This is a genomic window from Methylocella sp., assembly GCF_044226135.1.
Lineage (GTDB): Bacteria > Pseudomonadota > Alphaproteobacteria > Rhizobiales > Beijerinckiaceae > Methylocapsa.
Genome location: NZ_JBGAHM010000014.1, coordinates 36,879 through 63,497, shown reverse-complemented (window position 1 = coordinate 63,497; position 26,619 = coordinate 36,879). Strand labels below are relative to the sequence as shown.

Genomic DNA, 26,619 nt, shown 5'->3' with positions numbered 1-26,619 from the left:
GAGGATATGGGGAGCCTAAAGCAATGACCCGCTTCACCCTCAACGGTCGCGCCACGACGGTGGATGTCGACGAGGACACGCCGCTGCTCTGGGTCATCCGCGACGAGATCGGGCTGACGGGCACCAAGTTCGGCTGCGGCATCGGAATGTGCGGGGCCTGCACGGTCCATGTCGGCGGCCGGGCGACGCGCTCCTGCGTCACGACGCTCGGCGCTGTCGACGGGTCGGAGATCACGACCATAGAGGGGCTGGACCCCGCCGGCGCTCATCCGGTGCAGACCACCTGGAAGGAATTGCAGGTGCCGCAATGCGGCTACTGCCAGTCCGGCCAGATCATGCAGGCGGTGGCGCTGCTCAAGGATTTCCCTCGCCCGACGGACGAGGAGATCGACGCCGTCATGACCGGCAATCTCTGCCGCTGCATGACCTATGCGCGGATTCGCGCAGCCATCAAGAAGGCGGCCGAGGCGAGCCATGGCTAGGCATCCGGATTCGAGCGAAGGCGCCATCGCCCTGACGCGGCGCGGATTTCTTGTCGCCAGTGTCGGGGCGGGCGCCGCGGCGAGCCTTGCCTTCGGCTTTCCCCGCCACGCCGCAGCGGCGATGGACCCGGCGGTGCCTGGCGGCGTGCCGCCGGCCGAGGCCGCTCCCTTGTTCGAGCCGACGCTGTGATTCGCCATCGACGGCGATGGATGGGTGACGGTCAACATCATCCGTGCCGAGATGGGCCAGCATGTGGGCGCCGCGCTCGCCCGCATCCTCGCGGACGAGCTCGGCGCCGCCTGGGACAGGTGCGCATTCTTCACGTCGGCACCGATCCGAAATGGGGTCTGATGGTCACGGGCGGCAGTTGGTCGGTGTGGCAGAGCTTCGCTCTGTTCAGCCGCGCCGGGGCGGCCGGGCGCATCGCGCTGGTCGAGCAGGGCGCAAAGCTGCTGGGCGTCGATGCGTCGGCCTGCCGGGTTGAGAATGGCGCCGTAGTCTCGGGCGGCGCTTCCCTCACCTTCGGCGAGATCGTCCGGCGGGGCATACCCACGCGCCGCTTCTCGGCCGAGGAGCTCGAAAAGCTGCCGCTCAAGCCGGCCTCCGAGCGGCAACTGATCGGCCGGCCGGTTCCGGCGCTCGACATCCCACCGAAAACCGACGGCACGGCACGCTATGGCATCGACGCCAGCGTTCCCGGCATGGTCTATGCCCGGCCGAAGATCCCGCCGACGCGGAACGACGCGAAGGTCAATTCGGTCGATGACAGCGCCGCCAAAGTGGTGAAAGGCTATGTCGGCAGCCTCGTGCTCGATGATCCCTCGGGAACCCTCCCCGGCTGGGTGATGGTGATCGCGCAAAGCTATCCCGCCGCCATCCGCGCCGCCGATCTGGTCAAGGTGGATTGGACGCCGGGGCCGACCTCCGCGGTGTCGGAGAAGGACATCCAGGACCGCGCCGCCCGGTTGATCGCCGATCCCGACGCGGGCGCCGTGCTCGACACCGGAGGCGGCGACACGGCTGCCGCGTTCAAGGCGGAGCAGTCGGTGCTGGAACAGACCTATACCACCGCGACCGTGCTGCATTTCCAGCTTGAGCCGGTCAATGCGCTCGCTTTCGAGAGGGATGGGATCTTCGAGATCCACACCGGCAATCAGTGGCAGAGCCTGATCCTGCCGACGCTGGCCAAGGCGCTCGGGCGGCCCGAGACCAGCATCGTCCTGCGCGCCTATCTGCTCGGCGGCGGCTTCGGCCGGCGGCTGAACGGGGATTATGCGGCGCCGGCCGCGTTGGCGGCGAAGGCGCTCGGCAAGCCGGTGAAGTTGGTGCTGACGCGGGCCAACGACGCGCGCTTCGATTCGCCCCCCTCGCCCTCGGTGCAGCGGCTGCGCATGGCGTTCGGCTCAGGCGGCGTGGTGACGGCCATGGAGCACGACGCGGCCGCCGGCTGGCCCTCGCAGGTCATGACGCCATTCTTGATGCCGAAGGGGGCGAACGGCGTCCCGTACGATCCGTTTTCCATCTCCGGCGCCGACCATTGGCACAGCGTCGGCGCACAGAAGGTGCGCGCCATCTCGAACGATCTGGCGAACACCGCATTCCGCCCGGGCTGGCTGCGCTCGGTGGGGCCGGGCTGGACCAACTGGGCGCTGGAAAGTTTCATGGACGAAGCGGCCCACCATGCCAGGCTCGATCCGGTCGCCTTCCGGCTGAAGCTGCTCGACGCAAAGGGGCGGAACGCAGGCTCGGCGCCGAACGCGGTGGGCGGCGCGCTGCGGCAGGCGGAGGTCGTCCGGCGAGCCGCCGCCCGGGCCGGTTGGAGCGCCCCGCTCCCCGCCGATACCGCGCTGGGGCTCGCCACCAGCTTCGGGCAGGAACGGACCATGCCGACCTGGATCGCCTGCGTGGCGCGGGTCCACGTCGACCGGCCCACAGGCGCCGTCCGGGTGGAGAAGACGCTCGTCGCCGATGCCGGCACCGTGGTCGATCCCGACGGCGCGCGGGCGCAGGTCGAGGGCGCGGCTCTGTGGGGCCTCAGCATGGCCATGCACGAGGGAACCGTGTTCGAGCAGGGTCAGGTGAAAGACACCAATCTCGATAGCTACACGCCGCTGCGCATGAGCGACGTTCCGGAGATGGACATCAGCTTCATCGACAGCGCCGAGGCGCCGGTGGGCCTCGGCGAGCCGCCCGCGACGGTGGTCGGTCCGGCCATCGGCAATGCCATCTTCAACGCGGTCGGCGCGCGGCTCCGGCACATTCCGATCTCGCCGGAGGCTGTTCGGTCCGCCATCGGATGATGGATTCCGATCGCCATGAGGCGGCGAGAGGGGCCGGGGCGAAAGGCAAGGCCCATCACCACTTCTGTCGATGCGGCCCCGCTGGGAACGAAATAGGGTCCAGCCTTATCGATCACTGCCGAGCGGCCCGTCAGCGGCCGCCGGGGACATTCCAGAGGCGATCATGACGACCGTGCGCGACCTGACCTACGATCTGCTGCGCCGGCACGACATCAGCACCGTCTTCGGCAATCCCGGCTCGAACGAGCTGCCCTTCCTTGAGGATTTCCCGTCCGACTTCCGCTACATCCTCGCCCTGCACGAGGGCGCTGCCATCGGCATGGCCGACGGATACGCTCAGGCCACGGGCCGCACCGCGCTCGCCAACCTGCACTCCGCCGCCGGCACCGGCAACGCCATGGGCGGCTTCGCCAATGCCTGGAACGCCCACACGCCGCTGGTGGTGACCGCCGGCCAGCAGACCCGCGCCATGATGGGTATCGAGCCGCTCTTGACCAACATCGACGCGACCACGCTGCCGAAGCCGCTGGTGAAGTGGTCCTGCGAGCCCACCCGCGCCGAGGACGCGCCGCTTGCCATGAGCCGCGCCTTGCACCTGTCGACCCTGCCTGCGCCGGGGCCGGTCTACCTCTCCATTCCCTATGACGACTGGGACAAGGCCGCCGAGCCGGAATCCCTGCGGCTTCTGGATCGCAAGGTTTCAGCTGCGGGCGCGCTCGATGCGGGCGCTGCGGCGGCGCTCGCTGCGCGTCTCGATCGCAGCGCCAATCCGGTCATCGTCCTCGGACCGGATGTGGACGCGGCGCGGGCGAACGCGCACGCGGTGCGCCTCGCCGAGCGGCTGAGAGCGCCGGTGTGGGTCGCCCCCTCGGCGCCGCGCTGCCCCTTTCCCACCACCCACCCGAACTTCCGCGGCCTTCTGACCGCCAGCATGGCCGACATCTCCCTTCAGCTTGAAGGCCATGATCTGGTGCTGGCGCCCGGGGCGCTGGTGTTCCGTTATCACCAGTACGAGCCCGGCCCCCTGCTGCCACCCGGTGCGGAGCTGGTTCACATCACCTGCGATCCAGACGAGGCCGCGCGCCCCATGGGCGACGCGATCGTCGGGGACGTCGGCCTCATCCTCGCGGCGCTGGCCGACACCGTCGCCGAGGCGGCGCGGCCGGCGCTGGCGCGCGCAGCGCCCGGGTCCAAGCCCCTCGCTCCCGAGCGAGTCCTCGACCTGATGGACGAGCTCGCCCCGCGCGACGCTATTTATGTGAACGAATCCACCTCCACCATCGAAGCCATGTGGGAGCGGATGCGCTGGGAGCATCCGGGAAGCTACTATTTCGGCGCGGCGGGGGGTCTCGGCTTCGGAACGCCGGCCGCCGTGGGCGTCCAGCTCGCCGAGCCGGACCGGCAGGTGATCGCGCTCATCGGCGACGGCTCGGCCAATTACAGCGTCACCGCCTTGTGGACAGCAGCGCGGCACAAGGTGCCCGTGGTGTTCGTCATCATGCGCAACGGCACCTACGGGGCCTTGCGGTGGTTCGCCGGCGTGCTGAAGGCGGAGGAGGTGCCCGCCCTCGACGTGCCGGACATCGACTTCGTCGCCATCGCCAAGGGTTATGGGGTGGACGCGGTGCGGGTGGACAGCGACAACGCTTTCATTGCCGCCTTCACCGGCGCGCTGAAGGCAGGCAAGCCGTCCCTCATCGAGGTCGCCACCGCCTGGCCCGCGGCTTGAGCCCTGCTTGAGACGACTCAAGGCGGGAGGTTGAGCCAAACTCTCCCACTGCCACGTTCAAGCATATGGTATGATTGAGTGCTGCTTCCGAAGTTCTGGCGAGCACTGTTGTTCGTCCGGACGCAACCACCAGACCAATTCGCTTTTCTCAACACGCCCGTAGCCAAAACCCACGTAAAGGGGAGCGGATGCCATGGATGCCGCCTTTCTCGACCTGACGGTGCCGGACGGCGAGGCTGCCGCGCGAAAGGCGCCCGGCGATGACGCGGTCCTCATCGCGGATCTTCAGGACATCGTGGGGCACGCGCATGTCCTGACGAACCCGGAGGCGACGCGGCGTTTTCGCACCGGCATCCGGTTCGGCAGCGGGCCGGTGGTGGCCGTGGTGCGGCCCGGCTCGCTGGTGGAGCAATGGCGCGTGCTGAAGGCCTGCGTCGCGGCGGACAAGATCGTCATCATGCAGTCGGCCAACACCGGGGTCACCGGCGGGTCGACCCCCGACGGGGACGATTACGACCGCGGCGTGGTGCTCATCAACACCATGCGCATCGAAGGGCTTCACCTCATCAACGACGGAACGCAGGTGGTGTGTCTGCCGGGCGCGACCCTGTTCCACCTGGAGAAGGCCCTCGACAAGATCGGTCGCGCGCCGCACTCGGTGATCGGCTCGTCCTGCATCGGCGCATCGGTATTCGGCGGCATCTGCAACAATTCCGGCGGCGCCCTGATCCACCGTGGCCCGGCCTTCACCCAGCTCGCCCTTTTCGCGCGGCTGGATGAGGCCGGCGGGCTGCATCTCGTCAATCACCTGGGCATCGCGCTGGGCAACGACCCGGAGACCATCCTCGAAAGGCTGGAGAAGGGCCAGTTCACGCCGGCCGATATCGTCAACGATCCCTCGCGCGCCGCTTCCGACCATGAGTATGCGGACCACGTGCGTGACGTGGAGGCGGCGACGCCGTCCCGCTTCAATGCCGATCCGCGCCGCCTGTTCGAGGCATCCGGCAGCGCCGGCAAAGTGATGCTCATGGCGGTGCGGCTCGACACCTTCCCGAAAGAGAAGGAGGAGGTCGTCTTCTATATCGGCTCGAACGACACCGGCGAGCTCGAAGGCATCCGCCGCCATATCCTTCAGAGCTTCAAGACGCTGCCCATCGAGGGCGAGTACATGCACAAGGACTCCTTCAATTGTGCTGAGGTCTATGGCAAGGACACCTTCCTGGTGATCCACACTCTCGGCGCCGACATGATCCCGCGGCTGTTTGCCCTTCAGGCAGCATTCGACAATCTGTGCCGGCGCTTCAGCTTCCTGCCGAAAAATCTCAGCGCCAAGATGCTGCAGGTCCTGAGCCATCTCTTCCCGAAGCATCTGCCCAAGCGCATGACCGATTACCGCGATCGCTTCGCGCACTATCTGCTTCTGAAGATGGGCGATGAGGGGATCGGCGAGGCGCGCGCCTACCTCAAGTCGATCTTCCCCTCGACGTCCGGCGACTACTTCGAGTGCACGCCCGATGAAGGCGACAAGGCCTTCCTCCATCGCTTCGCCGCCGCCGGCGCCGCGATCCGCTACCGCGCGGTGCACGACAAGGAGGTGGAGGACATCGTGGCCCTCGACATCGCGCTGCGCCGCAACGACGGGAACTGGTTCGAGACGCTGCCCGAGGAAATCGACAGGCACCTGATCCGCAAGCTTTATTGCGGGCACTTCTTCTGCCACGTCTTCCACCAGGACTATATCGTGGCGAAGGGCGGCAATTGCGAGGAGATCGAGCAGGCCATGTGGAAGCTGCTCGATGGGCGCGGCGCCGAATATCCCGCCGAGCACAATGTGGGGCATCTTTATTTCGCGAAGCCCGCGATGGTCGGGCATTTCAAGGCGCTCGATCCCTGCAACGCCTTAAACCCGGGGATCGGGCGCACCACAAAATGCGCGCACTGGATGGAGCGCGGACAGGTCTCCGGCAAGCCCGAGCTGCGATGCGAGGGCTGAAGACGGCGGCGCCCCCGGCGCTGCGCCGACCACAGAAGCAGCCTTATCTTCTTGGAGGGAACATGACGACCCGGACCGGTGGCGAGCTCATCCAGGATTTCCTTGAGACGTACGACATTCCTTTCGTCTTCGGCAATCCTGGGACGACGGAGACCACCTTCCTCGCGGCCGTGGCCGCGTCGAAGGCCACCTACGTGCTGTCGCTGCATGAATCGAGCGCGGTCGGCATCGCCGCAGGCTACGCGCTGATTTCTGGCAAGCCGTCCATCGTCAGCCTTCACACCTATCCGGGCCTCGCCAACGGCATGTTCAACATGCGCAACGCGCTCATGTCCGGCGTGCCGCTGCTGGTGATCAACGGCCAGCAGGATTCCCGCTTCCTCATCCACAATCCGGTGCTGGGCGCGCCCAATACCCAATTGGCGGAAACCGCCACCAAATATGCCTACGAGGTGACGCGCACCGACGATCTCGCCGTCGCTCTGCAGCGCTGCCACCTCCATGCCCGGCTCCAGCCGACCGGCCCCGTCTTCCTCTCCATCCCCATGAACTTCATGCTCGAGGAGACGGCGCACACGACATTCAAGACGACGCGCATCATCGAGGATGCCGTGCCGCGCGGCACCGATGAGGTGGCCGCCGCCTTGAAGGCGGTTCCCAGAGGCAAGCTCGCCATCGTCGCCGACTATGCCGTGGGCGCCGCACATGGCATCGACGCCGTGAGCCGCATCGCGACGGCGCTCGGCGCGGACATCTATGCCGCCCCCTTCCACGTGCAGGGCACGGTGGATCCGCTGCACCCCTACTTCCGCGGCCAGCTTCCGCCCACCACGAAGGCGATCAACCAGACGCTGGGCCGCTACCATACCATGCTGCTGATCGGCGAGAAGGTGGACAGCTTCACCTATGACGGGCTCCAGGCGCTGCCGCCGGAACTCAAGGTCATCCAGATCGCGCCGGCGGCGAGCCAGCTCGGCTTCGACTTTCCGTGCGACATGGCAGTGCTCGGCGGCATCAACGCCACGCTGGACGCGCTGGCCTCCGCCCTGGGCGCCGACGCGGCGTCGACCGTCCCCCGGACGATCGACGAGGCGGGTCTGGACGCCAAATATCCCGCGTCCGGGCTGCACGCGAGCGATGCCCTGATTCTCGCCGTGCTGCGCCATTTCGACAGATCCACCCACGTCATCACCGAGGGCTCGTCCGAGGACGCCATCGTGCAGGAAATGGCGGTGCGGCTCGGCTTCCGGAACGTGCATTTCTCGCCGCGCGGCGGCGGGCTGGGCTGGGCCATGCCGCTCGGCGTCGGCATCGGTCTCGCGACGGCCAGGCACGCCGCCTGCTTCGTGGGCGATGGAGGAAGCCTGTTCTCGATCCACGCACTGTGGACGGCGGCGAAATATTCCATCCCGTCCATCTTCGTGTGCTTCGTGAACAACGAGTACCGGCTGCTGAAGGACCTGTGGTGCAACGTGATGGGCACGACCATCGAGACCACGCACTTCGTCGGCCTGGACTTCGCCGACCCGAACGTGGACATGCGCAAGATCGCCGAGGGGTTCGGCGCGCGCGTCGAGACGATCGCCGATTTTCATGAGGTCGGCGATGTCCTGTCCCGCGCGCTCGCGCATCAGGGCCCGAGCTTCCTCATCATCAATCGCGAGCCTTGAGCGTCGCCAAGACATCGTCGGGGCGCCTTCGCTCCGGCGCAGAGCAACCGAAGCGGGATGGAGGAGACGTCCATGTCCGGGGATTTCGAACGAGAGCTGACACGGCGCGTCTGGAGTGATGACGCGTTCGCCGCGCAGGTGGAGAGCGACCCCGTCGCGGCGCTCAAGACCATGGGCGTGGAAGTGCCAGCCGGGGTCAAGGTCAAGGTGGTGGTGCAACGTCGGGACCGGGTTTACTTCACCATCCCGCCCGCCCGCGATCCGCAATCGCCGCCGCCGGCTACGGCGCTCAACCAGATGGATCTGTGGTCCAGCCAGGGCCTTTTCATCTGGCTGGTCCCGGTCGCCGCCAAATTCAAGCTGCTGGCCCTGCGCAATGCCGCCCGCGCGGAAAGGGAAAAATCATGAGCAATGCCGACTTCGTCGAGAAGAATTACGAGCGCATCGCCACAGATCCGGACTATCGCGCGCGGCTCGTCGCCGACCCCGTCGGTGTGGTCTGCGCGGAATTCGGCTACACGCCGGGCCCGGATTTCAAGATCGAGATCATCGAGCAGTTGGAGGACACCATCGTCATCATGGTGCCCCCGAAGCCCGAGGCCGGCCAGGACATCGGGCAGGCGCTTGCCCAGGTGACGGAGCGGGTCTTCGACCTGCTGTTTTCGTCCGGCATTGGCGGCTTCTTCATCCCGGATGACAAGCAGAAATGGGTCGTACGGGAGATGCGGCTGGCGGCGCAGAAGAAGACCGGCCTCGACATCTCTCAATTGTAGGACGCCCCGCGCCATGACTTGGCGCGGCGAGCCCGAGACGGGAGAGAACGCACATGACCGCCGACAACGGGAAACCGGGTTTCTGGGACAATCTCATCCCGCTGAAAGGCGGCCTGTTCGGCCCGCAGCTGGCGGGCTGGACGCCCGGTCCTGCTGCGAGGTCAGGGCTCGGCTGCCGCATCCTTGCGGACCAGATGATCGAGGCCGCTCCGTCCGTCTCGCTGGCGGCCGATGTCTATGTGCCCAAGGCGCCGGGCCGGTATCCGGCGGTCATCGCCTTCGCGGCTTACTCCAAGGAGGTGCAGGCCGCGGGCGCGCCCACGGGCAACAACGAGACCGGCAGCCCGTCCGTCTTCACGGACCGGGGCTATGCCCACGTCATCGTCACCCGCCGCGGCATGGGCCGCTCGGGCGGCGAGGACGCCGTCTATCTCAACGACACCGACGTGGAGGACCACGCCAAGGTCATCCAATGGGCCGCGGCCCAGCCCTGGTGCGACGGGCAGGTGGTGCTGTTCGGCGCCTCCTATTACGGGCTTACCCAGCCCCAGGTGGCCCGCCTTCGTCCGCCGGCGCTGAAGGGTTTCTTCACCAACGAGATGTGCACGGACTATTTCCGCCACATCGCCATGTTCGGCGGCGCCCCCCAGCCCGATTTCTTCGCGCTGTGGATGGGGGCGAACTTCACGCCCTTCCAGTTCAAGCTCGCCGTCCCGCCGCTCCTGCGCGCGGTGATGAGCCACATCACCAACTCGCCCCTGAAGCACCTGTGGTGGCCGCAGCTGAAGAAGCGAATGTCGCGGATCATGAAGGGGTTCGAGCGGATGACGCCGACGCTGGAGACGCGCCGGCGGTTCGCCTCTTTCATGCTCGATGGCAAGACGCGGGCGGCGAGCATCCTGCCGGAAGGGCCATCGGGCGCGCTGGGCGACATCAAGGTGCCGTTCGTGGTGGTGCAGAATCCCGGCTACCTCAACCTGCACCAGTTCGGCGCCTACGACCTGTTCGAGAATGCCGGCACGCCGAAGGATAAGCGGTGGCTGATCATCGGGCCGGCGGCCTACGACCTGCCGGTCTATGCCTGGCAGCTGGAGGCGCTCGCCTTCTTCGACCACCTCGTCTACGGCACGGATAATGGCTACGCCGCGCAGCCACGGGTGCGCTACTGGCGGGAAGGGGCGAAGGACTTCTGCGACGTCGCGGACTGGCCGCTTCCCGGCAGCACGGCGCTGCGCCTCTACCCGGCCTCCGGCGGCGCGGACGCGGACATGCATCGCCTGCACCGTGCCCCGGGCGCAGCCGGGACCAATCAGTGGGCGGCGGTGCCCCTCGGCGCCATCGTCGCAGCGGGCTTCGACGAGGTGGAGACCCAGCGACTCACGTTCGAGATGCCGATCGACGAGGAGACGGAGCTGACCGGTCCCGTGACCCTGAGCCTTTCCTTCAGCTCCAACGAGATCGATTCCTACGTGGTGGCCCGCACCGGCCGCGTGGCGGTGGACGGCACCTACCAGATCCTTTCCATGGGCGCGATCCGTCCCGCCTGCCGCAGGATCGACGCGGCGCGCTCCACCGCGACCGAGATCGCCATCGACATCGACACGCCCGAGCCCCTCACTCCGGGCGTGCCGGTGACGCTGCGCTTCAGCCTCACGCCGCAGCCCGTGGTGCTGAAGCCGGGCGAGCGCCTGCGCCTCGACGTCGCCAGCCGCACCGACCTGCTGCGCAGCGATGTCGGCCACGGGCACGCCCAGTTCGACATGCAGGTGCCGCCGTATTATGCGCGCAACACGCTGCATTGCGGGCCGGACACCTTCATCGAGCTGCGGCATGCCCCATCCCCGGCGAAGGCCGGCGGATGAGCCGCGAAGCGAGGAGCGTCCGCGCCTCTCGCATGCCGGAACGGCGGCCGGCCCGCGCGGGGACAGTTGGCCTCCGGCGCCGATCGGTGAAGCATGGCCCTGCGCGAGCGACCGCCGATGGCTGCCCAAAGACACGTGAACCTGGCGCGAACGGCGCGCGCACCGCAATGTTTTAGGGATGTTTTATGACTGAGGCGACCGTCCCGTCGATGACAACCGCGCGCAGCGGATACGAGCTATTGACCGATCCGCAGCTCAACAAGGGCACTGCCTTCTCGGAAGCCGAGCGCGACGCCGGTCGGGAACCTGGAGGAGCTGCTGCCGATCGTCTACACGCCCACCGTCGGCGCCGGCTGCCAGCAATTCAGCCGTCTCTATCGCAAGCCGCGCGGGCTCTTCCTGAGCATTCCACACATGTCGCGGTTCGATGAGATCTTTGCCCACCCGCGCTTCGATGCGGTGGAGGCGATCGTCGTGACCGACGGCGAGCGCATCCTGGGCCTCGGAGACCAGGGCGCGGGCGGCATGGGCATTCCGATCGGCAAGCTTGCGCTCTATTCGGGCTGCGGCGGCCTGCATCCTTCCACCACCCTGCCGATCCTGCTCGATGTCGGGACCGACAATGCCGACTGCCTCGCCGATCCGCTCTATGTGGGCTGGCGCCACGAGCGCGTCCGAGGCCAGCAGTATGACGACTTCATCGAGGCCTTCGTTGCCGCCGTCATCCGGCGCTGGCCGCGCGTGCTGCTGCAGTGGGAGGATTTCGCGAAGGCCAACGCGACACGCCTCCTCGAACGCTGTCGCGACCGGCTCCTAACCTTCAACGACGACGTGCAGGGCACGGCGGCGGTGGCGACTGGCACCTTGCTGGCGGCCATCAATGTCACCGGCGTCCCTCTCGCCGAGCAGCGTGTGGCCGTGTTCGGCGCAGGCTCCGCCGGCTGCGGCATCGCCAGCCTGATTCGCACGGCCATGTGCGACGTCGGCCTGTCGGAAAGCGAAGCGGCGGCGCGCTTCTTCATGGTCGACCGCGATGGGCTTTTGACCGAAAGCATGCCCGGCCTCGCGCCGTTCCAGGCGCCGTTCGCGCAGGCGCGGGCGGCGGTCGCTGGCTGGTCGCTCGACCATCCCGGCAGGATCGATCTTCTCGACGTCGTGCGCAATGCACGGCCCACCGTGCTCATCGGCGTTTCCGGCCAGGCCGGCGCCTTTGGCGAGCCGGTCGTCCGCGCCTTGGCCGAGTGCAACGATCGGCCGGTGATCTTTCCGCTAAGGAAGGCCACGCTCCCGGCGCGAGCGTCGACCAGATCGAGGCGCGCATCCGCGCCAAGATCTGGACGCCACGTTACCTGCCGCTCACCGCAAAGGGGGCGTGATCGCACGCACCTGCGCCGCGCTCGGCGGCGGAGGGCTTCTATTGTCCTCAGACCGTATCGAGCCTTCGGACGAAGCCGTCCGAGATGGCGCGGATCGTCGCCGGAGTGGCGAACTCTTCCACATAGACGATGTTGGCGATCAGTGTGCCGTCGTAGACCGACACGGAGACGTTGGGGAATTTCTTCATCCAGCCCAAGGCATACTCGAATCCGGTCACGGCCAGTCGCTCGACCGGCCAATGAAACCGCACCGTCTGGATGTCGGAAACATTAATGGCGACCGGCGCCTGCTGTGGGCTGCCGAATGCCCGCGGATAGTTGATGTAGTCGTGAAAGATGCTGCCGTTTTCCAGCCCCTGATGGATATCCTCAAAGATAAAGCGGGCGATCTCCGTCATGGGCTGGTCGAGATCCGGGACGGGCGTGATGTGTCCGGTGATGGCCGTGAAGACCAGTTCGGGAGAAACGCGGGGCTCGAGCCGCCGGCGCATGTCGACCGATGACCGCATGAGAATCTGACGCGGATATCCGTCCGCCACGTCCCGTATGGCGAGCGCGAGCGCGGCCAGCAGCAGCGCATGCACGGACGAGCCGGTCGCGTGGCTCGCCTCCTTGATCCGGTGCATCGCCTCCGCCCCGATCACGACGCGTTCGAGCTGATGGGTCACGGGGCCGCCATCATAGGGCGCGGGCACGGGAATTTCGGCGAACGCTCCGGAATAGGAAGACGGCGGCGCATCCGTTCCAAGCGCAGCCAGGCTGCGGCTCACCGCGTCGTCGACCGGGGTCGGGAACGGCTGCACGCCGAGGGCCGGGGCCTCGCCGCGCACGACGCAATCGCACATGTGGGCGAGACAGGAATGCAGCTCGATCAGCGATGTCGCGTCAGTGATGGCGTGGGACGTGAGCATGAAGACATCGAGCGCGTTATCGGCGGCGATGACGTGAATGGCATAGAGCATCTTTCCGGTATCGAGGTCGGCGTTCAGCAACTGCGCGTACAGGGTCTCGGCGGAGCAGCCATCGGTGGGCAACCAGGCCTCGATCGCGGAGCGGTCATCGGACCGGGCCACGAAACGCCCGTCCTCGACCACAGAGCGCAGGATGCCATAGCGGGCCTCCAGCTGCGCAACGGCCGCCTCGAACTGCGCCCTGCCGATCGTGCCTGAGATTCTGCTGCGGCTCACGACGATCATGCGCGTGGCGATGTAGATCAATTCCGTGGGCGAGGCTTCGCGATACACGCGCCGGCCAGCCGGGCCCTGCCCATCCGGTGTCGCTTCCCTGAGATCATTATGCATTTGCGGTTCCTGTACTCAGGTCAGATCGGAACATGCTGGACGAATGAAGGGGCCGCTCGGGCGATCGGCGCTCTCCGGCCAACCGTCCCCCTGCGCTATCCGGCGAGCCGCGCGATCTCCCCGACGACGCGCACGCGCACGCGGCGCGCATTGCCGGGTAGATAGGCGATCGGGATGTCTTCCATGTCGAGCGTCTGCACGCTATTCGCGTCGGCGCCGGCCTCGATGGCCCGTCGCGTCGCCTCCCGGCGCGCGTCCTCGAGCGCCGCGTCGCGCTCGACACCGGAGAAAATGCGGTCCACCTCGCCGCTCACCTGGGCGATGGCGGCGCCCACGGCATTGGCCACCGCATGGTGCTCGATGCGCACCACCTGCGAGACGCCCTCCATGCGATCGGGCACCAGAAAGCTCCCGCCGCCCACCGCGATGAGAGGAACCGGCGCCGCATCCGTCTTCATGCGGTCCACCACCTCGGAAACCATGCGTTCCATGTGCAGGAGGCTGTCGGCCACCAGAGGGCCGGGGAGCCTGCCCACGAGGCCCGGCTCTCCCAGCGCGATCCGTCCGGCCGCGACCGCGATGTCCGTGGCGGTCAGCGTGTCGCCGCCGAAGCACAGCGCCTTTTCCAGCAGCCGGAAGCCGACGCTGCCCGGGCCGATCCGGCGGCCGTCATCGGCAATCTCGGTGCCGCCGCCGAGGCCGATGGATATGAGGTCCGGCATGCGGAACAGCGTGCGCACCCCGCCGATCTCGACCATCGCGTTGGCCTGGCGCGGAAACCCGCCCTTGAGACTGCCCACATCGGTGGTCGTGCCGCCCACATCCACCACCAGCGCATCGGTCAGGCCCGAAAGGAAGGCCGCGCCGCGCATGCTGTTGGTGGGACCGGAGGCGAAGCAATAGACGGGATGGCGCTCCGCCACCGGCGCCTGCACGATGGTGCCGTCATTCTGCGTCAGGTACAGCGGCGCCGCGATGCCGCTGTCTCGCAGCGCCCGCACGAAGGCGGCGGTGGTGCGCTGCGCGAGGCCCTGAAGGCCGGCATTCAGCAGCGCCGCATTCTCCCGTTCGAGCAGGCCGATGCGGCCGATTTCATGGGAAAGCGTGATGCGCGCCGCGGGCATCACTTCCCGCACGAGGTCCGCGGCCTCGCGCTCGCATTCATCGGTGAGCGGCGAGAACACGCTAGTGATGGCGATCGAGCTGATGCCGCTCTCCGCGAGGCGCTGCGCCTCGCGCCGCACGGCCGCGCGATCAAGCGGCGCCAGGACCCGCCCGTCATATTCGTGACCGCCCGCCACCATGTGGATGCTTCCCCGCATGGCCGCCGCGAGGTCCTTCGGCCAGCCGCTGAAGGGCGGCAAGCCGGCATTGGCGGGCAGGCCGATGCGCAGCGCCGCCACGCGGTCGAGATGGCGGCGCTCCACCACGGCATTGGTGAAATGCGTGGTGCCGATCATCACCGCTTCGATCCGTCCGAGGGCCGGATGGCCGGCGGCTGCGGCGACCAGATCCACCAGCGCCCGGCGGACGCCGTCCGCGACATCGGCGGTGGTCGGCCGCTTCAGCGCGGCGAGCACCTTGCCGCCCTCCAACAGGACGGCATCCGTATTGGTGCCGCCGACGTCGATCCCGATGCGGCTCATGCCGGCTCCTCCCCGAAGACGCTGTGGAAGTCCACGTCATGGCCGAAGGCGCGCGGGCCGACATGCCGCAGCCCCTCCGCGCTGCGATGGATCGGCTGCGACGGCAGGGCGAGGACCGTGACCCTCTGGCCGTAGCGCAGGCTCTCCGTGCCGATGGCCTCGCCCGAGATGCTGTCCAGCACGCAGATCAGGTCGGGCGTGGTGACGATCACCGCGCCATCGCGCCGGCCGATGGTGAACTCATTCTGGAACGCGATGTCGAAGCATGCGCCGGCATCGTCACCAAGGCCGGCCAGGCTGAGAGAGCCGCGCAGGAAGCCCTCTGTCGTGCGCCGCTGCACATCCATCACCTTGCCGGTGAAGAGCCGCTTCCCGCCGGCGGCGGCCACCGTCGCCTCGACGGGGTCCTCATGGGCCGTCTTCGCGCGGCGCACCTCGCGTCCCAAAGCGATGGCGTGCGACAGGCTGCGCAGGACCGCGTGACGCTTCACCTCCGCCCCGGTGCGCGGGGCCTGGCAGGTGGTCGCGACCGATCCGTATTCCGTGCACACCCTGCGCCGCACCCTCTCCATCTCATGCCAGCCGGACGCGGTGGGGATGATGACGTCATTGTCGCGGATGTCGGAAACGACGTGCGGGACCATATCCAGTCCGGCGATCGAGAAGGTCTGCATCTGGGCCTCCGGGTAAGCCCGCCCCATGGCGTCCGCATCCACCACCGGCAGGCCCGATGCCGCGGCGACGAGAAGCGGCTGGAAGGCGTTGCAGCCGCCGATCTCCACCGTCATCACCGCCCGGAACGGCCGGCCGAGGAATGCCTCCATGACCCGCACCGGCTTCAAGGCGAAGGCGGCATCGGTCATCCGCTCCTGGAACACCAGCGGCGCGCCCATGGTCGAGACCACGGCGACAACGTCGTCGTCAGCGAGTTCGTCGGGATCGAGAAGGGCGATCAGGCCGCCGTCTTCATAGAATTGCCGGGCGACGAGGTGGGAGGCATAGGGCGATCCGCCGCCGCCGGTCCCGAGAATCCAGGCGCCAATGGCCAGCAGGTCAAGCTCTTCCGCATCGAGGAACCGGGGCATCGCAGGTCCTTCAGCTGTGAAGCGGGCGGTCGTTTCGCCCGCCGCGGCCATTTGGGGATGGTTTCATGCGACGGGCGTTCACCGCTCCGCCCCGATCTGCTGGAGATAGGGCACGAGCGCCTGCCAGTCCGCATCCTCCGCCTGGGCAGCAAGGTAGCCGTCCGGCCGGACCAGCGACAGGATTACTCCGCCGTCAGATCGGGGCGACGCCGCGGCCACAAGCTGGGGAAAGCGCGCGGCGAGTTCGGCCGCGCCGGCACCGCCGCACGCGGTGAACAGCGGCGTCTCGCCTGCCCCGAACGGCGCCTCCCCCGCCACCGGCCGCACCCGCGAGCCTGCCTTCGCTTCACCCTGGGAGGGGCCGTTGAGCGGGCTGTGCGGATAGCCGATGGAGACCTCCGCCATTTGCCCGGTCATGGCCCGTTGCACTGGCGTGAGCCCCCGCAGCATATGGATCGCGACGTCGCGCAGATGCTCCAATATCGGGTTCGACAGCGTGGCCATCCGCGTCATCCGGCCGGACGCCGCGATCACCTGCGCGCCCACCGGGCGGCGCTCGGGGTCATAGCTGCCCAGGAGCGCAGGGGCGGCGGCGATGCCGCGGCTCACCAGCGCCAGCTTCCAGGCGAGATTGACGGCGTCCTGCATGCCGGTGTTCATGCCTTGCCCACTGGCCGGGCTGTGGATATGAGCCGCGTCTCCCGCGAGGAAGACCCGCCCGGACCGATAGCCGCCGACCTGCCGCTCATTAATGCGGAAGGCGCTGATCCAGACCGTCCCGGTGAGCGTGATGCCCCCTGGGCCGCGCGCATCGAGCACCTTCTGGAAGGCGTCCTGGTCCAGCGGCACCGCGGGCTTTCCGGTCGTCGGGCCGAGGCTGGTGATGATGCGGGCGCGATCGGGCCCCATGGGGAAGAACAGCATCGGTCCGTCCGGGTGAGCGAAGATCGACATCTGCGACGAGGGGGAAGGGATAGCCACTCAGGTGGAAGTCCCCCTGAGTCCAGTCGAGGTCCAGGGTGTCGCCCTTGAACTCGAGGCCGAGGCGGTGGCGCACCACGCTGTGCGCCCCGTCGCAGGCCACCAGGAAGGCGAAGCGCTCGGTGCTCTCGGAGCCGTCGCTCCAGCGCAGGTGGGCCGAGACGCCGTCCTCATCCTGCTCGAAATCCAGCAGCTCGATGCCGAGGTCGGGCTTCACCCCGTGGGCGGCGAGACGACTCCGCATTACGGTTTTGGTGTCGTACTGCGGCACCATCAGCACGAAGGGATAGTGTGACGGCACCTGATCGAGCGACAAGGAGGCAACGGGCCGCCCGCCCGACAGGATGTTGGCGACGGTGACCTTGTTGCCCAGAGGAATGAGGTCGGCTGCCGCTCCGGAGCGGTCGAGAAGCTCCAGCGTGCGCGGCCAGACGGCGACCGCCCGCGAGGTGTGCTCGGCGTCCGGGATCTTGTCGATGATGCGGATCGGCACGCCATAGCGGGCCAGCTCCAGCGCCATGGTCAATCCGACCGGCCCCGCGCCGACAATGAGAACGCGATCCGTCATGATGCCCCTATTGATGCGTATGGATAGGCTGACGCCGGGCCGGCCCGCGGCACCGCCATTGCGGCTGGGCGCCGCGGGAGACGGCCCAAAAACGGGGGCCTCAGGCCGTGGGCTGGTCTTTCTTGCTCACCGGCGGGCCGAGGAATTCCACGTGCCACTTCAGCCCGAAGGCGTTGAGCGCCGCCTGGTCGGGGACGCCGTCATGCATCACCCCGGCCAGCTCGGTGAAGAAGGCCGCCGCATCAAGGGCCGGGGCCATCAGGATGTACTGGCGCGCGGGCTTGTCGGTGACATTGCAGAAGCCGTGCTCCACGCCACCGGGAATGCTGACCACGTCGCCCGCCTCGGCAAAGAAGCGCCGGCCGTCAGCCTCATAGAGATAGCGGCCCTCGATGACGCGGAAGATCTCCGCTTCCCTATGTCGATGCCGGGGCGGCCCGGCGCCCGGGGCATTGATGGTCTCGATGAAGCAGAATTCGCCGGAACTCGCCGCCGGCGGCATCCGCACGAACAGATCGAGCCCGATGGCGGGGATCTTGATAGGCGCTTCGGCTCCCTTGGAATGCAGGAAGGATATAGGCACGGTAGCCTCCTTGAGGCGTAGGTGGGTGAGACTGCCTCGATCGCGCTCTAGTTCTCTTCCTCGAACAGCCAGATCTCGCCCGTGGGCTGAGGCTGTCCGTTGCCCTCACGCAGGCCGAGGAAGGCGGGGATGCGCCGCTGCTGCTCGGGCGTGAGGGTGGCGACGAGGGGCTTCAGGGCCTCCGTCACCGTCTTGATGTCCTTCGCCCGCACGGCCTCGGCATCGGCGATCCGTTCCAGGATCTCAACGAAATTGGCCGGCGGCGGCGCCTTGGCCCGTTCCGCCCGGCGCGCGGCGGACAGCTTTGCCACCTCTCGAATGGCGGCCTCCACCGGCGGCCAGAGCTTCTGCTGCTCGGGGCTCAGGGTGATGACCGTCTTCAGCGCGAGAATGCGCGCGTCGAGCACCGCCTGGGCGTCCGCCGCGCTGTAGAGCTCCACGGCGGGGGGCTCTGGCGGCGCGCCGGCCGGCGGGGTGGTCTGGGCCCGCGCGGCGGGTGCGGCGATGATGAGCGCGCCCATCAGGGCGGCCATGAGGATGCGGTTCATGGTCGAGGTCTCTCGGATTATTGGATTTAAAGAGAGGGGACGGCGGGCGCGGTCACTGCCATCCGCCGCCGGGCAGCCGACCATGATAGGGGGTGTCGCGGCAATGCCCCCAGGGGCCATGCCAATAGCCGGGCGGGCAGCCATTACCGAAATAGCCGTAGGAGGGGGGCAGATCGTAGACCCAGCCGCCGCCCGGCACGCGGCCGGTATAGGGGGTGTCACGGCAATGGCCCCAAGGCCCGCGCCACCAGCCGGGGCCGCAGCCCTGGGCGACCGGGGTCACGATGGCGGCGTCGGGCACCGGGGAGGGCGCCAGCGGCATCGCCGAGGCCGGCATCGCCGCCAGCGCGCCGAGCCACAGGCCGGAAAGCAGTCGGAAGGTGTTTCGCATGGGATCACTCACAGTGAGACGTCCCGGGCCCCGAAAATCGCAGCCCGCACCCAATGATCCTTTTGCGGACCCGAGTGCTGGGAGATTAACTCCACCGCCTTGGAGGCGCATCAGCAGAACTGGTGATGCGCCAAGTCGCCTATCGACTCTCCGACATCGAAACGGTGGCAACGGTCGGAGCCACGCCGATCGGCCGGCCAAGTCGGAAGGCACAGAGCCATCACGCTCTGCTGAAGCATCCCTAGACCAACGGACAGGTCGAGCGGATGAACCGCACCATTAAGGAAGCCGCCGTCAAGCGCATCCACTACGACGGCCACGGCCAGCTCAAAGCCCATATCGAGAGCTTCGTGGCCATCTACAATTTCGCCCGGCGCCTCAAGACCCTCAAGGGCCTCACCCCCTACGAGTTCGTCTGCAAATGCTGGACAGGCGAACCCGAAAGATTCACCCTCAATCCAATCCATCAAATGCCGGGACTGAACACCTAGGGTCGAATCATATGGTGATTCAGACCCTTGCCTAGCCTTGGCGGGAATCACTATGCTGCGGCTCGAAATAGCAAGTTGAGGCGGTTGCAGGCCCCCGCAACCAAAATCCTTGATGGATTTCAATGAGACAGCCCGCCCTTGGCGGGCTTTTTCATTTTGCGCCAAGCGCCGCGTTCGATTTCTAAAAACTACCTTTCATTACGGATTCCCGTCAGACGCTCCCATCCGTCGCCACGCTTTCCATGACGCATGATTGGCGCCTACAGCCGGCCGCTTTTCCCTTTTGAAAAGCTATTCTGCGCGGCTCGATTCCATCGGGCGATCAAACGGCTTTCTTGCGCCGTCGTGCGCCATTTTGGGCCCGCCTGTCCGCGCCGGCCGACATATGCCGTGGCGGACCGCATCGACCTGCGGCTGTCCTTCCCCGGTGAACCTGCGGACATGGTGGGGCGCCGACGCACGCCCGCGCTTTGGGCGAATGTGGCCTTGCACCTCGTGTCCGGTCGACGCCGACATCGTGCCGGCCGATGTGTTTCCCGAACTTTGACGGCGCAATCTTTTTCTCGGATTGACGGGATGCGCGATGGGCCAGGGTCTACACGCGAGCGCCTCACGACAGAGGCGGCGCGGCGAGCGACACAAAACAGGCGCGGGACCCTTCGGCAAGCCCGGATCAGGGCGCTGGCCAAACGCTATGGGATCAACCAGAAGACCGTCGCCAGATGGAACAGCAGCTCGGGCGCGGCGCCCATCTGCTCGTCGGCGGCGACATGTTCCCCAAAGGCGCCGATCCGGATCACCTTCCGCCCGGCTCGGCGCAAGCGGTCGAACGGGCGGACGGCTTCGGGCGCGTTTTCCGCGCGCACACAGTCGAGATCGACAGAAGCCTGCGGAAGACCGGACACATCGTCGACCTGACCGGCGCCGATGTGAACGACGCGCCGGCGCTCAGGCAAGCCGACTGCGGCGTCGCCGTCAGCGGCGCGACGGACACGCCGCGCGCAGCGCGCATTATGACGGCGCCGGCGTCCGCCATCGTCAACACGATCCAGAAAGCCCGAAAGATCCTTGAACGAATGAGCTGCTACGGCTGCTGTCGCATTGCGATGACGATGGCGATCATGACCATCGCCTCTGACGACGTGCGCACGGCGTCGACGCCGGCGCGCTGGAACATGCATCGGATTCTGGTATCTTCCGTCCTGATGGGCCTGATGGCGACGGCGCAGAGCCTTGGCCTCGTCATGCCCGGCATCGAATGGATGAAGGATCCGGCCGCTCGTGGCTTGGACGCCGATAGATCCGCGCCCTCCGCAGACCATGCTGTTCCTGGCGGGCGGCCATCTGCTGCTCTTCGTCATGCGCGCGCCGGTTGGACATTCTGCCGCCCCGGCCGTCCGCGCCGCTGTTCATCGCCGTCGTCGCGGCCCGGATCGTGGCGGCGCCGGCGCCTTCGGTTTGCTCGTTCCCGCGCCGCCGTGGCCGCCGATCGGCGCCGTGTGGGCCTATGCGCCCGTTTGGACCGTGCTTGCCGACATCGTGAAGATGGTCTTCAACACGCTGACTGCGGACCCGAAGTCGCCAGCGCCGGCGACGGCGTCCGCCCTGCCGATCAACTGAAGGATCCCTTGCGTCCCACTCCTGCTTCCACGGCGGGACGCCCCCATCGCCGTTTGACGTAGCAGGTGATCCGCAAGCTCGCTCGTGGACGAGCGCCAAGGACGCAAAACGGGCAAGAGGAGCGGAGAATGGACTATCGCAAGAAGCTGATCGCTGAACCGAACGCCCGGATCAAGCTCAAGGACTTTGATCCAGCTTGGCATGGCGGGCATGAGAACAAAAAGGATGCGGCCAGGGAGATGGCGCGCCACCTTGAGCGCATCACCACCGTGCAGCGGCTGCTCTACGGCGAGAAGCGCCATGCGGTGTTGATCGTGCTCCAGGGCATTGACGCGGCCGGCAAGGACGGCGTCTGCTGGCACGTCATGCAGGCGATGAACCCTCAAGGCGTCTCCGTCATCGGTTTCAAGCAGCCGACGACGACCGAGAAAGAGCATGACTTCCTGTGGCGCGTCCATCCGCATGTCCCCGGATTCGGCCGGATCGCAGTGTTCAACCGCTCCCATTATGAGGACGTGCTGGTGGTTCGCGTCCATGACCTCGCGCCGAAGGCGGTGTGGTCGAAGCGCTACGACCAGATCAACGACTTCGAACGGCTGCTGGTGGACAACGGCGTCGTAATTCTCAAATTTTTCCTCTGGATTTCGCCCGAGGAGCAGCTCAAACGCTTCGCCGAGCGCCTCGACGATCCAATGCGCCAGTGGAAGATCAGCGACAGCGACTATGCCGAGCGCGCCAAGTGGGACGAATACGTCGACGCCTATGAGGCGATGCTGGAGAAATGCTCGACGAGCCATGCCCCTTGGTACGTCATCCCGTCGAATCACAAATGGTTCCGCAATCTCGCCGTGTCCCAGATCCTTGCTGAAACTCTTGAAAATTTGCACATGAAGCTGCCGGAGCCGACCGTCGACCTCGCCAAGATCAGGGCCGACTACCATGCCGCCAGCGCCGACCCGGCCGCGCCCGACAAGGCGCCCCCGCCCAAAGGGGCCTGATCCCACATTATGTATATCATTCTCGTCGTTTTCCTGCTTGTCTATGTGGCGATGGGATTCGGCCGCCTGCCCGGATTCAAGGTCGACCGGACAGGCGCCGCAACCCTCGGCGCGATGGCGCTGCTTTCGCTCGGGTCGATTTCGCCCGCCGCCGCATGGCAGTCCATCGACTATCGCGCGATCGGGCTCCTGTTCGGCTTGATGGTGGTCTCGTCGGCCTTTGTCGCGGCCGGGTTTTACGAGGCGGCGGCGCATCGGGTCGGCAAGCTCAAGGCGTCGCCTCCGGCTCTGCTCGCCATCTTCATCGCCGTGGCGGGCGCGCTGTCGGCGGCGCTCACCAACGACGTGGTGGTGGTGGCCATGACGCCGGCGCTGGTCGCCATCACGCTTGCGCGTGGGCTCAACCCGCTGCCGTTCATGCTCGGCTTCTGTTTTGCCGCCAACGTCGGCTCGGCCGCAACCCTGATCGGCAGTCCGCAGAACATGATCGCAGCAGAGGCGCTGCATCTTTCGTTCACCGGCTTCATGCGGGCGGCGGCGTTGCCGGCGATCATTGCGCTTCCGATCGTCTGGGCGGTGGTGGCGTTCGCCTATCGCGGGAATTGGACGCTCGCGCCGGCGCCGGCGCCGGCGGCGTCCGCTGGCGGAGCGTCGTCGACGAGCGCCCCTTTCAATCGGCTTGAGACGGTCAAGGCCGGCCTCGTCACCCTCGCCGTGGTTGCGGCGTTCGTGTGCAGCTCCTGGCCCCACATGTTGATCGCGATGGCGGGCGCTAGCGTCCTTCTCCTCAACCGCCGCATCGCCTCCGCCGACATGATGCGCCACGTCGACGGCGATCTCCTGCTCCTGCTCATGGGGCTTTTCGTCGTCAACGCGGCGCTCGCCTCGACCGGTTTGCCCGGAAACGTGCTGGAAAGCCTGAAGGGGATCGGCCTCGACCTGACCGAGCCGCTCTCCCTGCTGGTGGTGATGTCGGTGCTGAGCAACGTCGTGGGCAACAATCCCGCGGTGATGCTGGTTGCGCCGTTTATTCAGGGGGCGCCCCAATCTGACGCGCTCGGCGCGGCGATCGCGCTCGGAACGGGCTTCTCCTCAAACATGGTGATTTTCGGCAGCCTGGCCGGGATCATCATCGCCGAGCAGGGCCGCGCGAACAGCGTTTCGGTGGGGTTCTGGGCGTTTACCCGTGTCGGCCTTCCGATCGCCCTTCTGGCGCTCGCCCTCGCGGCGGCCTGGATCGGCTGGCTGCGGGGCTGAGATCATCGGCGGCGTTCACGGCCGACATGTCCGCTCCGTGCGGCGGGCCTGATCGGCCGGCCGAGCGGCTTGATCCGGCGCGGCGTGACCGTTTTCATCCCTTCATCTGCGACGGCCTGTGAGACGAGGGACGACTTGAAGCGGAACTCGCCCGCGCCGGCCATCTCATGGGCGGACCCGACGCCGTCCCCGCCGGGGACGAGCCTCGCCGGCCTGTCGCTGGACAAGGCGATGCTTCAGGACGCGCCCTCAGAAAGGCTGCGAGCCCTGCGCGCCGGCGCCACGGCTGCGCAAGGCGTTGGGCCTTCAGCTCCGGAACAAGGCGCCGGTCGCTCTGATGAGCGGCTCCCCGGCGCCCCTGCGCGGAGAGACGGGCGAACGCCGCCCGGTCGCGACGGACGCGCTCGCCGTGTCGACCTGCGCCGCCGTTCGGACTATCTGTTGGGGATCCCGATCGTGGGACGGCGGAGACGGCAGGCATGGGACGGCGTTCGGGCGAGTGGCGCGTCGGCGCAGGCGCGGCTCTGCTGAGCCTCGCCTTTCTCGCCGCCGCCGGCGGGGTTCTGGCGCTGCGCGCGCACGCCCAGGCGCCGTCCGGCCCGGAGAACGCCGTCACGGCCGGCGGCCAGGGCGTGCGCGCCGCCGACGCGCCGCCGGCTTATGTCGGCTCGAACGCCTGCGCCGCCTGCCACGCGCCGCAGTTCAGGGCGTGGGCGTCCTCCCACCATGCGCAGGCGATGGCCCGCGCGACGCCTGAGACCGTGCTCGGAAATTTCAACGACCAGCGCGCGGAGCACATGGGCGCGAGCGCGCGGTTCTTCCGCGACGGCGACCGCTTCATGGTCGAGACCCAGGGGCGCGACGGCGCGCTCGCCACGTTCGAGATCTCCGACACGTTCGGCGTCTTCCCGCTGCAGCAATATCTCGTCTCCTTTCCTGACGGGCGCCGGCAGGCGCTGCCGTTCGCGTGGGACGCGCGCGCGCGCAAGGACGGCGGCCAGCGCTGGATCTTCCTGCATCCGGGAGAAGCTGTTCCGGCCGCCGATCCGCTGCACTGGACGCGCCCGCTGCAGAACTGGAACTTCATGTGCGCGGAATGCCATTCGACCGCGCTCGCCAAGAATTACGACGCGGCCGCCGACAGGTTCGACACGCGCTTCTCCGAGATCAGCGTCGGCTGCGAAGCCTGCCACGGACCGGGGCGGGGCCATGTCGACTGGGCGTCGGGCGCCCGCGACCCTTCCGTCGCCCACAAGGGCTTCGCGTCGATCGCCGCGCGCCGTCCCGCGCCGGACTTCTCGCCGGATCCCGCGACCGGCAGCCCGGCCCATGGCGTCGCCCGCCCGGCCGGCGACGAGGTCGAGACCTGCGCGCGCTGCCATGCGCGACGCGGGATCTTTTCCGAGGACTGGCGTCCCGGCCGCCCGCTCGCCGACACGCACCGCGAGGCGCTGCTGACCGACGGCCTGTTCGAGGACGACGGGCAGATGAAGGACGAGGTGTTCAACGATCAGGCGTTCAAGCAGAGCCTGATGTATGCGAAGGGCGTCGTGTGTTCGGACTGCCATGATCCGCATTCGACGCAGCTCGCGGCGCCGGGCGCGGCCGTCTGCTCCGCCTGCCACAGCCCCGAAAAGTTCGAAAGCGCGTCGCACAGCGGCCATGCGCCGGGGCCGGGCGCGCCGGACTGCGTCTCGTGCCACATGCCGGCGCGGACCTATATGGTGGTCGACGTGCGCCACGACCATTCCTTCCGTGTTCCGCGTCCTGACCTCTCCGTCGCGCTCGAAACGCCGAACGCCTGCAACGACTGCCACGCCGACAAGAGCGCAGGCTGGGCGGCCCAGGCGGTCGAGCGCTGGCATGGGCCGGACCGCAAGGGTTTCCAGAGCTGGGCCGAACCGTTCCACCTCGCCCGCCGCGGCGATCCCGCCGCGCGCGAAACGCTGATCGCGCTCGCCGGCTCGAGCGCCGCGCCCGGACTGGCGCGCGCGACGGCGCTCGAGGAACTGGGCCAGTTCCCGTCCCGCGCGACGCAGGAGGCGGTTCGCAAGGCGCTCGCCGATCCCGATCCGATCGTGCGGGCGCAGGCGACGCGCAGCCTCGCCGACGCGCCGCTCGACATGCGCTGGCGCGCGGCGTCGTCCGCCTTGTCGGATCCGGTCGCCGACGTGCGCCTCGCCGCCGCGGAGCTGCTCGCCGACCAGCCTCCCGCGGCGCTCGGCGACGCGGATCGCGCGCGGCTTCTCTCGGCCTTCGCCGAATTCGAGGCGGCGCAACGCCTCAACGCCGACCGCGCCGAAGGCCGCGCGAACCTCGCGTCGTTCCTGATGCGGCGCGGCGATCCCGCCGGCGCCGAGGCCGAGCTTCTGGCGGGGCTGAAGCTGAACCCCGAGGCGGCGGCGCTTTCGATCAATCTCGCCGATCTCTATCGCGCGCTCGGCCGCGAGGCGGACGCCGACGTGGTTCTTGCCAAGGCGCTCAGCCGCCAGCCCGGGTCCGCGGGCCTGCGCCACGCCCATGGCCTCGCGCTCGTGCGCGCGAAGCGCTACGACGAGGCGTTGGCCGAACTCGCCGCCGCCGTCCGCCTCGCGCCCGGCGCGGCGCGCTACGCCTATGTTCACGCCGTCGCGCTGCGCTCGCTCGGCCGCGCGTCCGAGGCGAAAGACGCGCTGGCGCAGGCGCTGACGCTCAATCCCAACGATGTCGACCTGTTGACGCTCGCGCTCGACGAGGCCCTGCGCAATCGCGATTTTGCGAGCGCCCGCGCGCAGGCGGGGAGTCTGGCGAGATTGCGGCCGGACGATCCCGGGATCGCCCGGCTCGAGCGCGAACTCAGCAGGCGCTGACGCCGGCTTCAGCCGATCCGCGACCGCGCGCCGGGCAGGAGCGCCGGCGGGATTTTGCGGTCTTTGGCCGCCCGCCGCCGCGTCGGAGCGCGGCTCGAACGCGCCGCGCTCTCTG

Annotated in this window: 22 protein-coding genes and 4 pseudogenes; 17 read left to right on the top strand and 9 right to left on the bottom strand. The window is 67.9% G+C overall.

Annotated elements, in window-relative coordinates; all coding sequences use genetic code 11:
- The first annotated feature begins 23 nt into the window (after window positions 1-23).
- From ACILRB_RS08520 to maeA, 11 genes and pseudogenes are all read left to right on the top strand, one after another.
- Window positions 24-482 (top strand): (2Fe-2S)-binding protein, encoded by a 459-nt coding sequence (locus tag ACILRB_RS08520; protein ID WP_395665866.1) that lies wholly within the window; start codon window positions 24-26, stop codon window positions 480-482.
- Window positions 475-672 (top strand): hypothetical protein, encoded by a 198-nt coding sequence (locus tag ACILRB_RS08515; RefSeq protein WP_395665865.1) that lies wholly within the window; start codon window positions 475-477, stop codon window positions 670-672. The genes ACILRB_RS08520 and ACILRB_RS08515 overlap by 8 nt, the downstream gene beginning before the upstream one ends.
- Window positions 673-696: 24 nt before the next feature.
- Window positions 697-834 carry a hypothetical protein gene (locus ACILRB_RS08510; RefSeq protein ID WP_395665864.1) on the top strand — a complete coding sequence of 46 codons (138 nt, stop codon included), beginning with the start codon at window positions 697-699 and terminating at the stop codon, window positions 832-834.
- On the top strand, window positions 792-2,783 hold the full coding sequence (locus tag ACILRB_RS08505) for a molybdopterin cofactor-binding domain-containing protein (RefSeq protein WP_395665863.1): 1,992 nt from the start codon (window positions 792-794) through the stop codon (window positions 2,781-2,783). The genes ACILRB_RS08510 and ACILRB_RS08505 overlap by 43 nt, the downstream gene beginning before the upstream one ends.
- A 163-nt stretch (window positions 2,784-2,946) precedes the next feature.
- Window positions 2,947-4,512, top strand: a complete 1,566-nt coding sequence (gene mdlC / locus ACILRB_RS08500; protein WP_395665862.1) for a benzoylformate decarboxylase — start codon at window positions 2,947-2,949, stop codon at window positions 4,510-4,512.
- Between the two features lie 193 nt (window positions 4,513-4,705).
- On the top strand, window positions 4,706-6,505 hold the full coding sequence (gene dld, locus ACILRB_RS08495; RefSeq protein WP_395665861.1) for a D-lactate dehydrogenase: 1,800 nt from the start codon (window positions 4,706-4,708) through the stop codon (window positions 6,503-6,505).
- Window positions 6,506-6,567: 62 nt separating this feature from the next.
- Window positions 6,568-8,175: a thiamine pyrophosphate-binding protein gene (locus ACILRB_RS08490; protein WP_395665860.1), complete on the top strand. Its 1,608-nt coding sequence runs from the start codon at window positions 6,568-6,570 to the stop codon at window positions 8,173-8,175.
- Window positions 8,176-8,247: 72 nt separating this feature from the next.
- Window positions 8,248-8,583 carry a hypothetical protein gene (locus ACILRB_RS08485; protein ID WP_395665859.1) on the top strand — a complete coding sequence of 112 codons (336 nt, stop codon included), beginning with the start codon at window positions 8,248-8,250 and terminating at the stop codon, window positions 8,581-8,583.
- A complete protein-coding gene (locus ACILRB_RS08480) occupies window positions 8,580-8,948 on the top strand; it encodes a hypothetical protein (RefSeq protein WP_395665858.1) in 369 nt (122 codons plus the stop codon). Before ACILRB_RS08485 ends, ACILRB_RS08480 begins: the two co-directional genes overlap by 4 nt.
- A 53-nt stretch (window positions 8,949-9,001) precedes the next feature.
- Window positions 9,002-10,810 carry a CocE/NonD family hydrolase gene (locus ACILRB_RS08475; RefSeq protein ID WP_395665857.1) on the top strand — a complete coding sequence of 603 codons (1,809 nt, stop codon included), beginning with the start codon at window positions 9,002-9,004 and terminating at the stop codon, window positions 10,808-10,810.
- Between the two features lie 246 nt (window positions 10,811-11,056).
- Window positions 11,057-12,043, top strand: a pseudogene (maeA, locus tag ACILRB_RS08470) (oxaloacetate-decarboxylating malate dehydrogenase); the annotation flags it as partial.
- A gap of 190 nt (window positions 12,044-12,233) precedes the next feature.
- On the opposite strand, the gene ACILRB_RS08465 reads toward maeA, so the two are convergent.
- The 8 genes and pseudogenes from ACILRB_RS08465 to ACILRB_RS08430 form a co-directional block, all read right to left on the bottom strand.
- Window positions 12,234-13,487, bottom strand: coding sequence for a phthiocerol/phthiodiolone dimycocerosyl transferase family protein (locus ACILRB_RS08465; protein WP_395665856.1), 1,254 nt, complete (start codon window positions 13,485-13,487; stop codon window positions 12,234-12,236).
- A gap of 95 nt (window positions 13,488-13,582) precedes the next feature.
- Window positions 13,583-15,133 carry a hydantoinase/oxoprolinase N-terminal domain-containing protein gene (locus ACILRB_RS08460; RefSeq protein ID WP_395665855.1) on the bottom strand — a complete coding sequence of 517 codons (1,551 nt, stop codon included), beginning with the start codon at window positions 15,131-15,133 and terminating at the stop codon, window positions 13,583-13,585.
- Entirely contained in the window at window positions 15,130-16,218 is a 1,089-nt protein-coding gene (locus ACILRB_RS08455) for a DUF917 domain-containing protein (protein ID WP_395665854.1), read from the bottom strand. Before ACILRB_RS08455 ends, ACILRB_RS08460 begins: the two co-directional genes overlap by 4 nt.
- A 78-nt stretch (window positions 16,219-16,296) precedes the next feature.
- Complete coding sequence (locus ACILRB_RS08450) at window positions 16,297-17,142, bottom strand: FAD-dependent monooxygenase (protein WP_395665853.1); 846 nt, start codon at window positions 17,140-17,142, stop codon at window positions 16,297-16,299.
- Window positions 17,143-17,245: 103 nt separating this feature from the next.
- Window positions 17,246-17,719: pseudogene (locus ACILRB_RS08445) on the bottom strand (FAD-dependent monooxygenase); the annotation flags it as partial.
- Between the two features lie 148 nt (window positions 17,720-17,867).
- Window positions 17,868-18,350 carry a cupin domain-containing protein gene (locus tag ACILRB_RS08440; RefSeq protein ID WP_395665852.1) on the bottom strand — a complete coding sequence of 161 codons (483 nt, stop codon included), beginning with the start codon at window positions 18,348-18,350 and terminating at the stop codon, window positions 17,868-17,870.
- 47 nt (window positions 18,351-18,397) lie between these two features.
- Window positions 18,398-18,898, bottom strand: a complete 501-nt coding sequence (locus ACILRB_RS08435) for a Spy/CpxP family protein refolding chaperone (protein WP_395665851.1) — start codon at window positions 18,896-18,898, stop codon at window positions 18,398-18,400.
- Window positions 18,899-18,950: 52 nt separating this feature from the next.
- Window positions 18,951-19,289, bottom strand: a complete 339-nt coding sequence (locus ACILRB_RS08430; protein WP_395665850.1) for a GCG_CRPN prefix-to-repeats domain-containing protein — start codon at window positions 19,287-19,289, stop codon at window positions 18,951-18,953.
- Window positions 19,290-19,534: 245 nt separating this feature from the next.
- Here ACILRB_RS08430 and ACILRB_RS08425 point away from each other — a divergent pair.
- Window positions 19,535-19,780, top strand: a pseudogene (locus tag ACILRB_RS08425) (integrase core domain-containing protein); the annotation flags it as partial.
- A 583-nt stretch (window positions 19,781-20,363) separates the two neighbouring features.
- Window positions 20,364-20,569 (top strand): annotated as a pseudogene (locus ACILRB_RS08420) (hypothetical protein); the annotation flags it as partial.
- Here the strand turns inward: ACILRB_RS08420 and ACILRB_RS08415 are convergent.
- A complete protein-coding gene (locus ACILRB_RS08415) occupies window positions 20,473-21,102 on the bottom strand; it encodes a hypothetical protein (RefSeq protein ID WP_395665891.1) in 630 nt (209 codons plus the stop codon). The pseudogene ACILRB_RS08420 and the gene ACILRB_RS08415 sit on opposite strands and share 97 nt — an antisense overlap.
- Between ACILRB_RS08415 and ACILRB_RS08410 the strand changes: the two genes are divergently transcribed.
- The 4 genes from ACILRB_RS08410 to ACILRB_RS08395 all read left to right on the top strand — a co-directional run bounded on the left by ACILRB_RS08410 (window position 21,101) and on the right by ACILRB_RS08395 (window position 26,504).
- Entirely contained in the window at window positions 21,101-21,400 is a 300-nt protein-coding gene (locus ACILRB_RS08410; RefSeq protein ID WP_395665849.1) for a hypothetical protein, read from the top strand. The genes ACILRB_RS08415 and ACILRB_RS08410 overlap by 2 nt on opposite strands.
- A 128-nt stretch (window positions 21,401-21,528) precedes the next feature.
- A complete protein-coding gene (locus tag ACILRB_RS08405; protein WP_395665848.1) occupies window positions 21,529-22,398 on the top strand; it encodes a polyphosphate kinase 2 family protein in 870 nt (289 codons plus the stop codon).
- Window positions 22,399-22,407: 9 nt separating this feature from the next.
- Entirely contained in the window at window positions 22,408-23,655 is a 1,248-nt protein-coding gene (locus tag ACILRB_RS08400) for an SLC13 family permease (protein WP_395665847.1), read from the top strand.
- A 479-nt stretch (window positions 23,656-24,134) separates the two neighbouring features.
- The gene (locus ACILRB_RS08395) at window positions 24,135-26,504 is read left to right on the top strand and encodes a multiheme c-type cytochrome (RefSeq protein WP_395665846.1); all 2,370 of its coding nucleotides are present in this window, start codon (window positions 24,135-24,137) and stop codon (window positions 26,502-26,504) included.
- The last annotated feature ends 115 nt before the right edge of the window (window positions 26,505-26,619 follow it).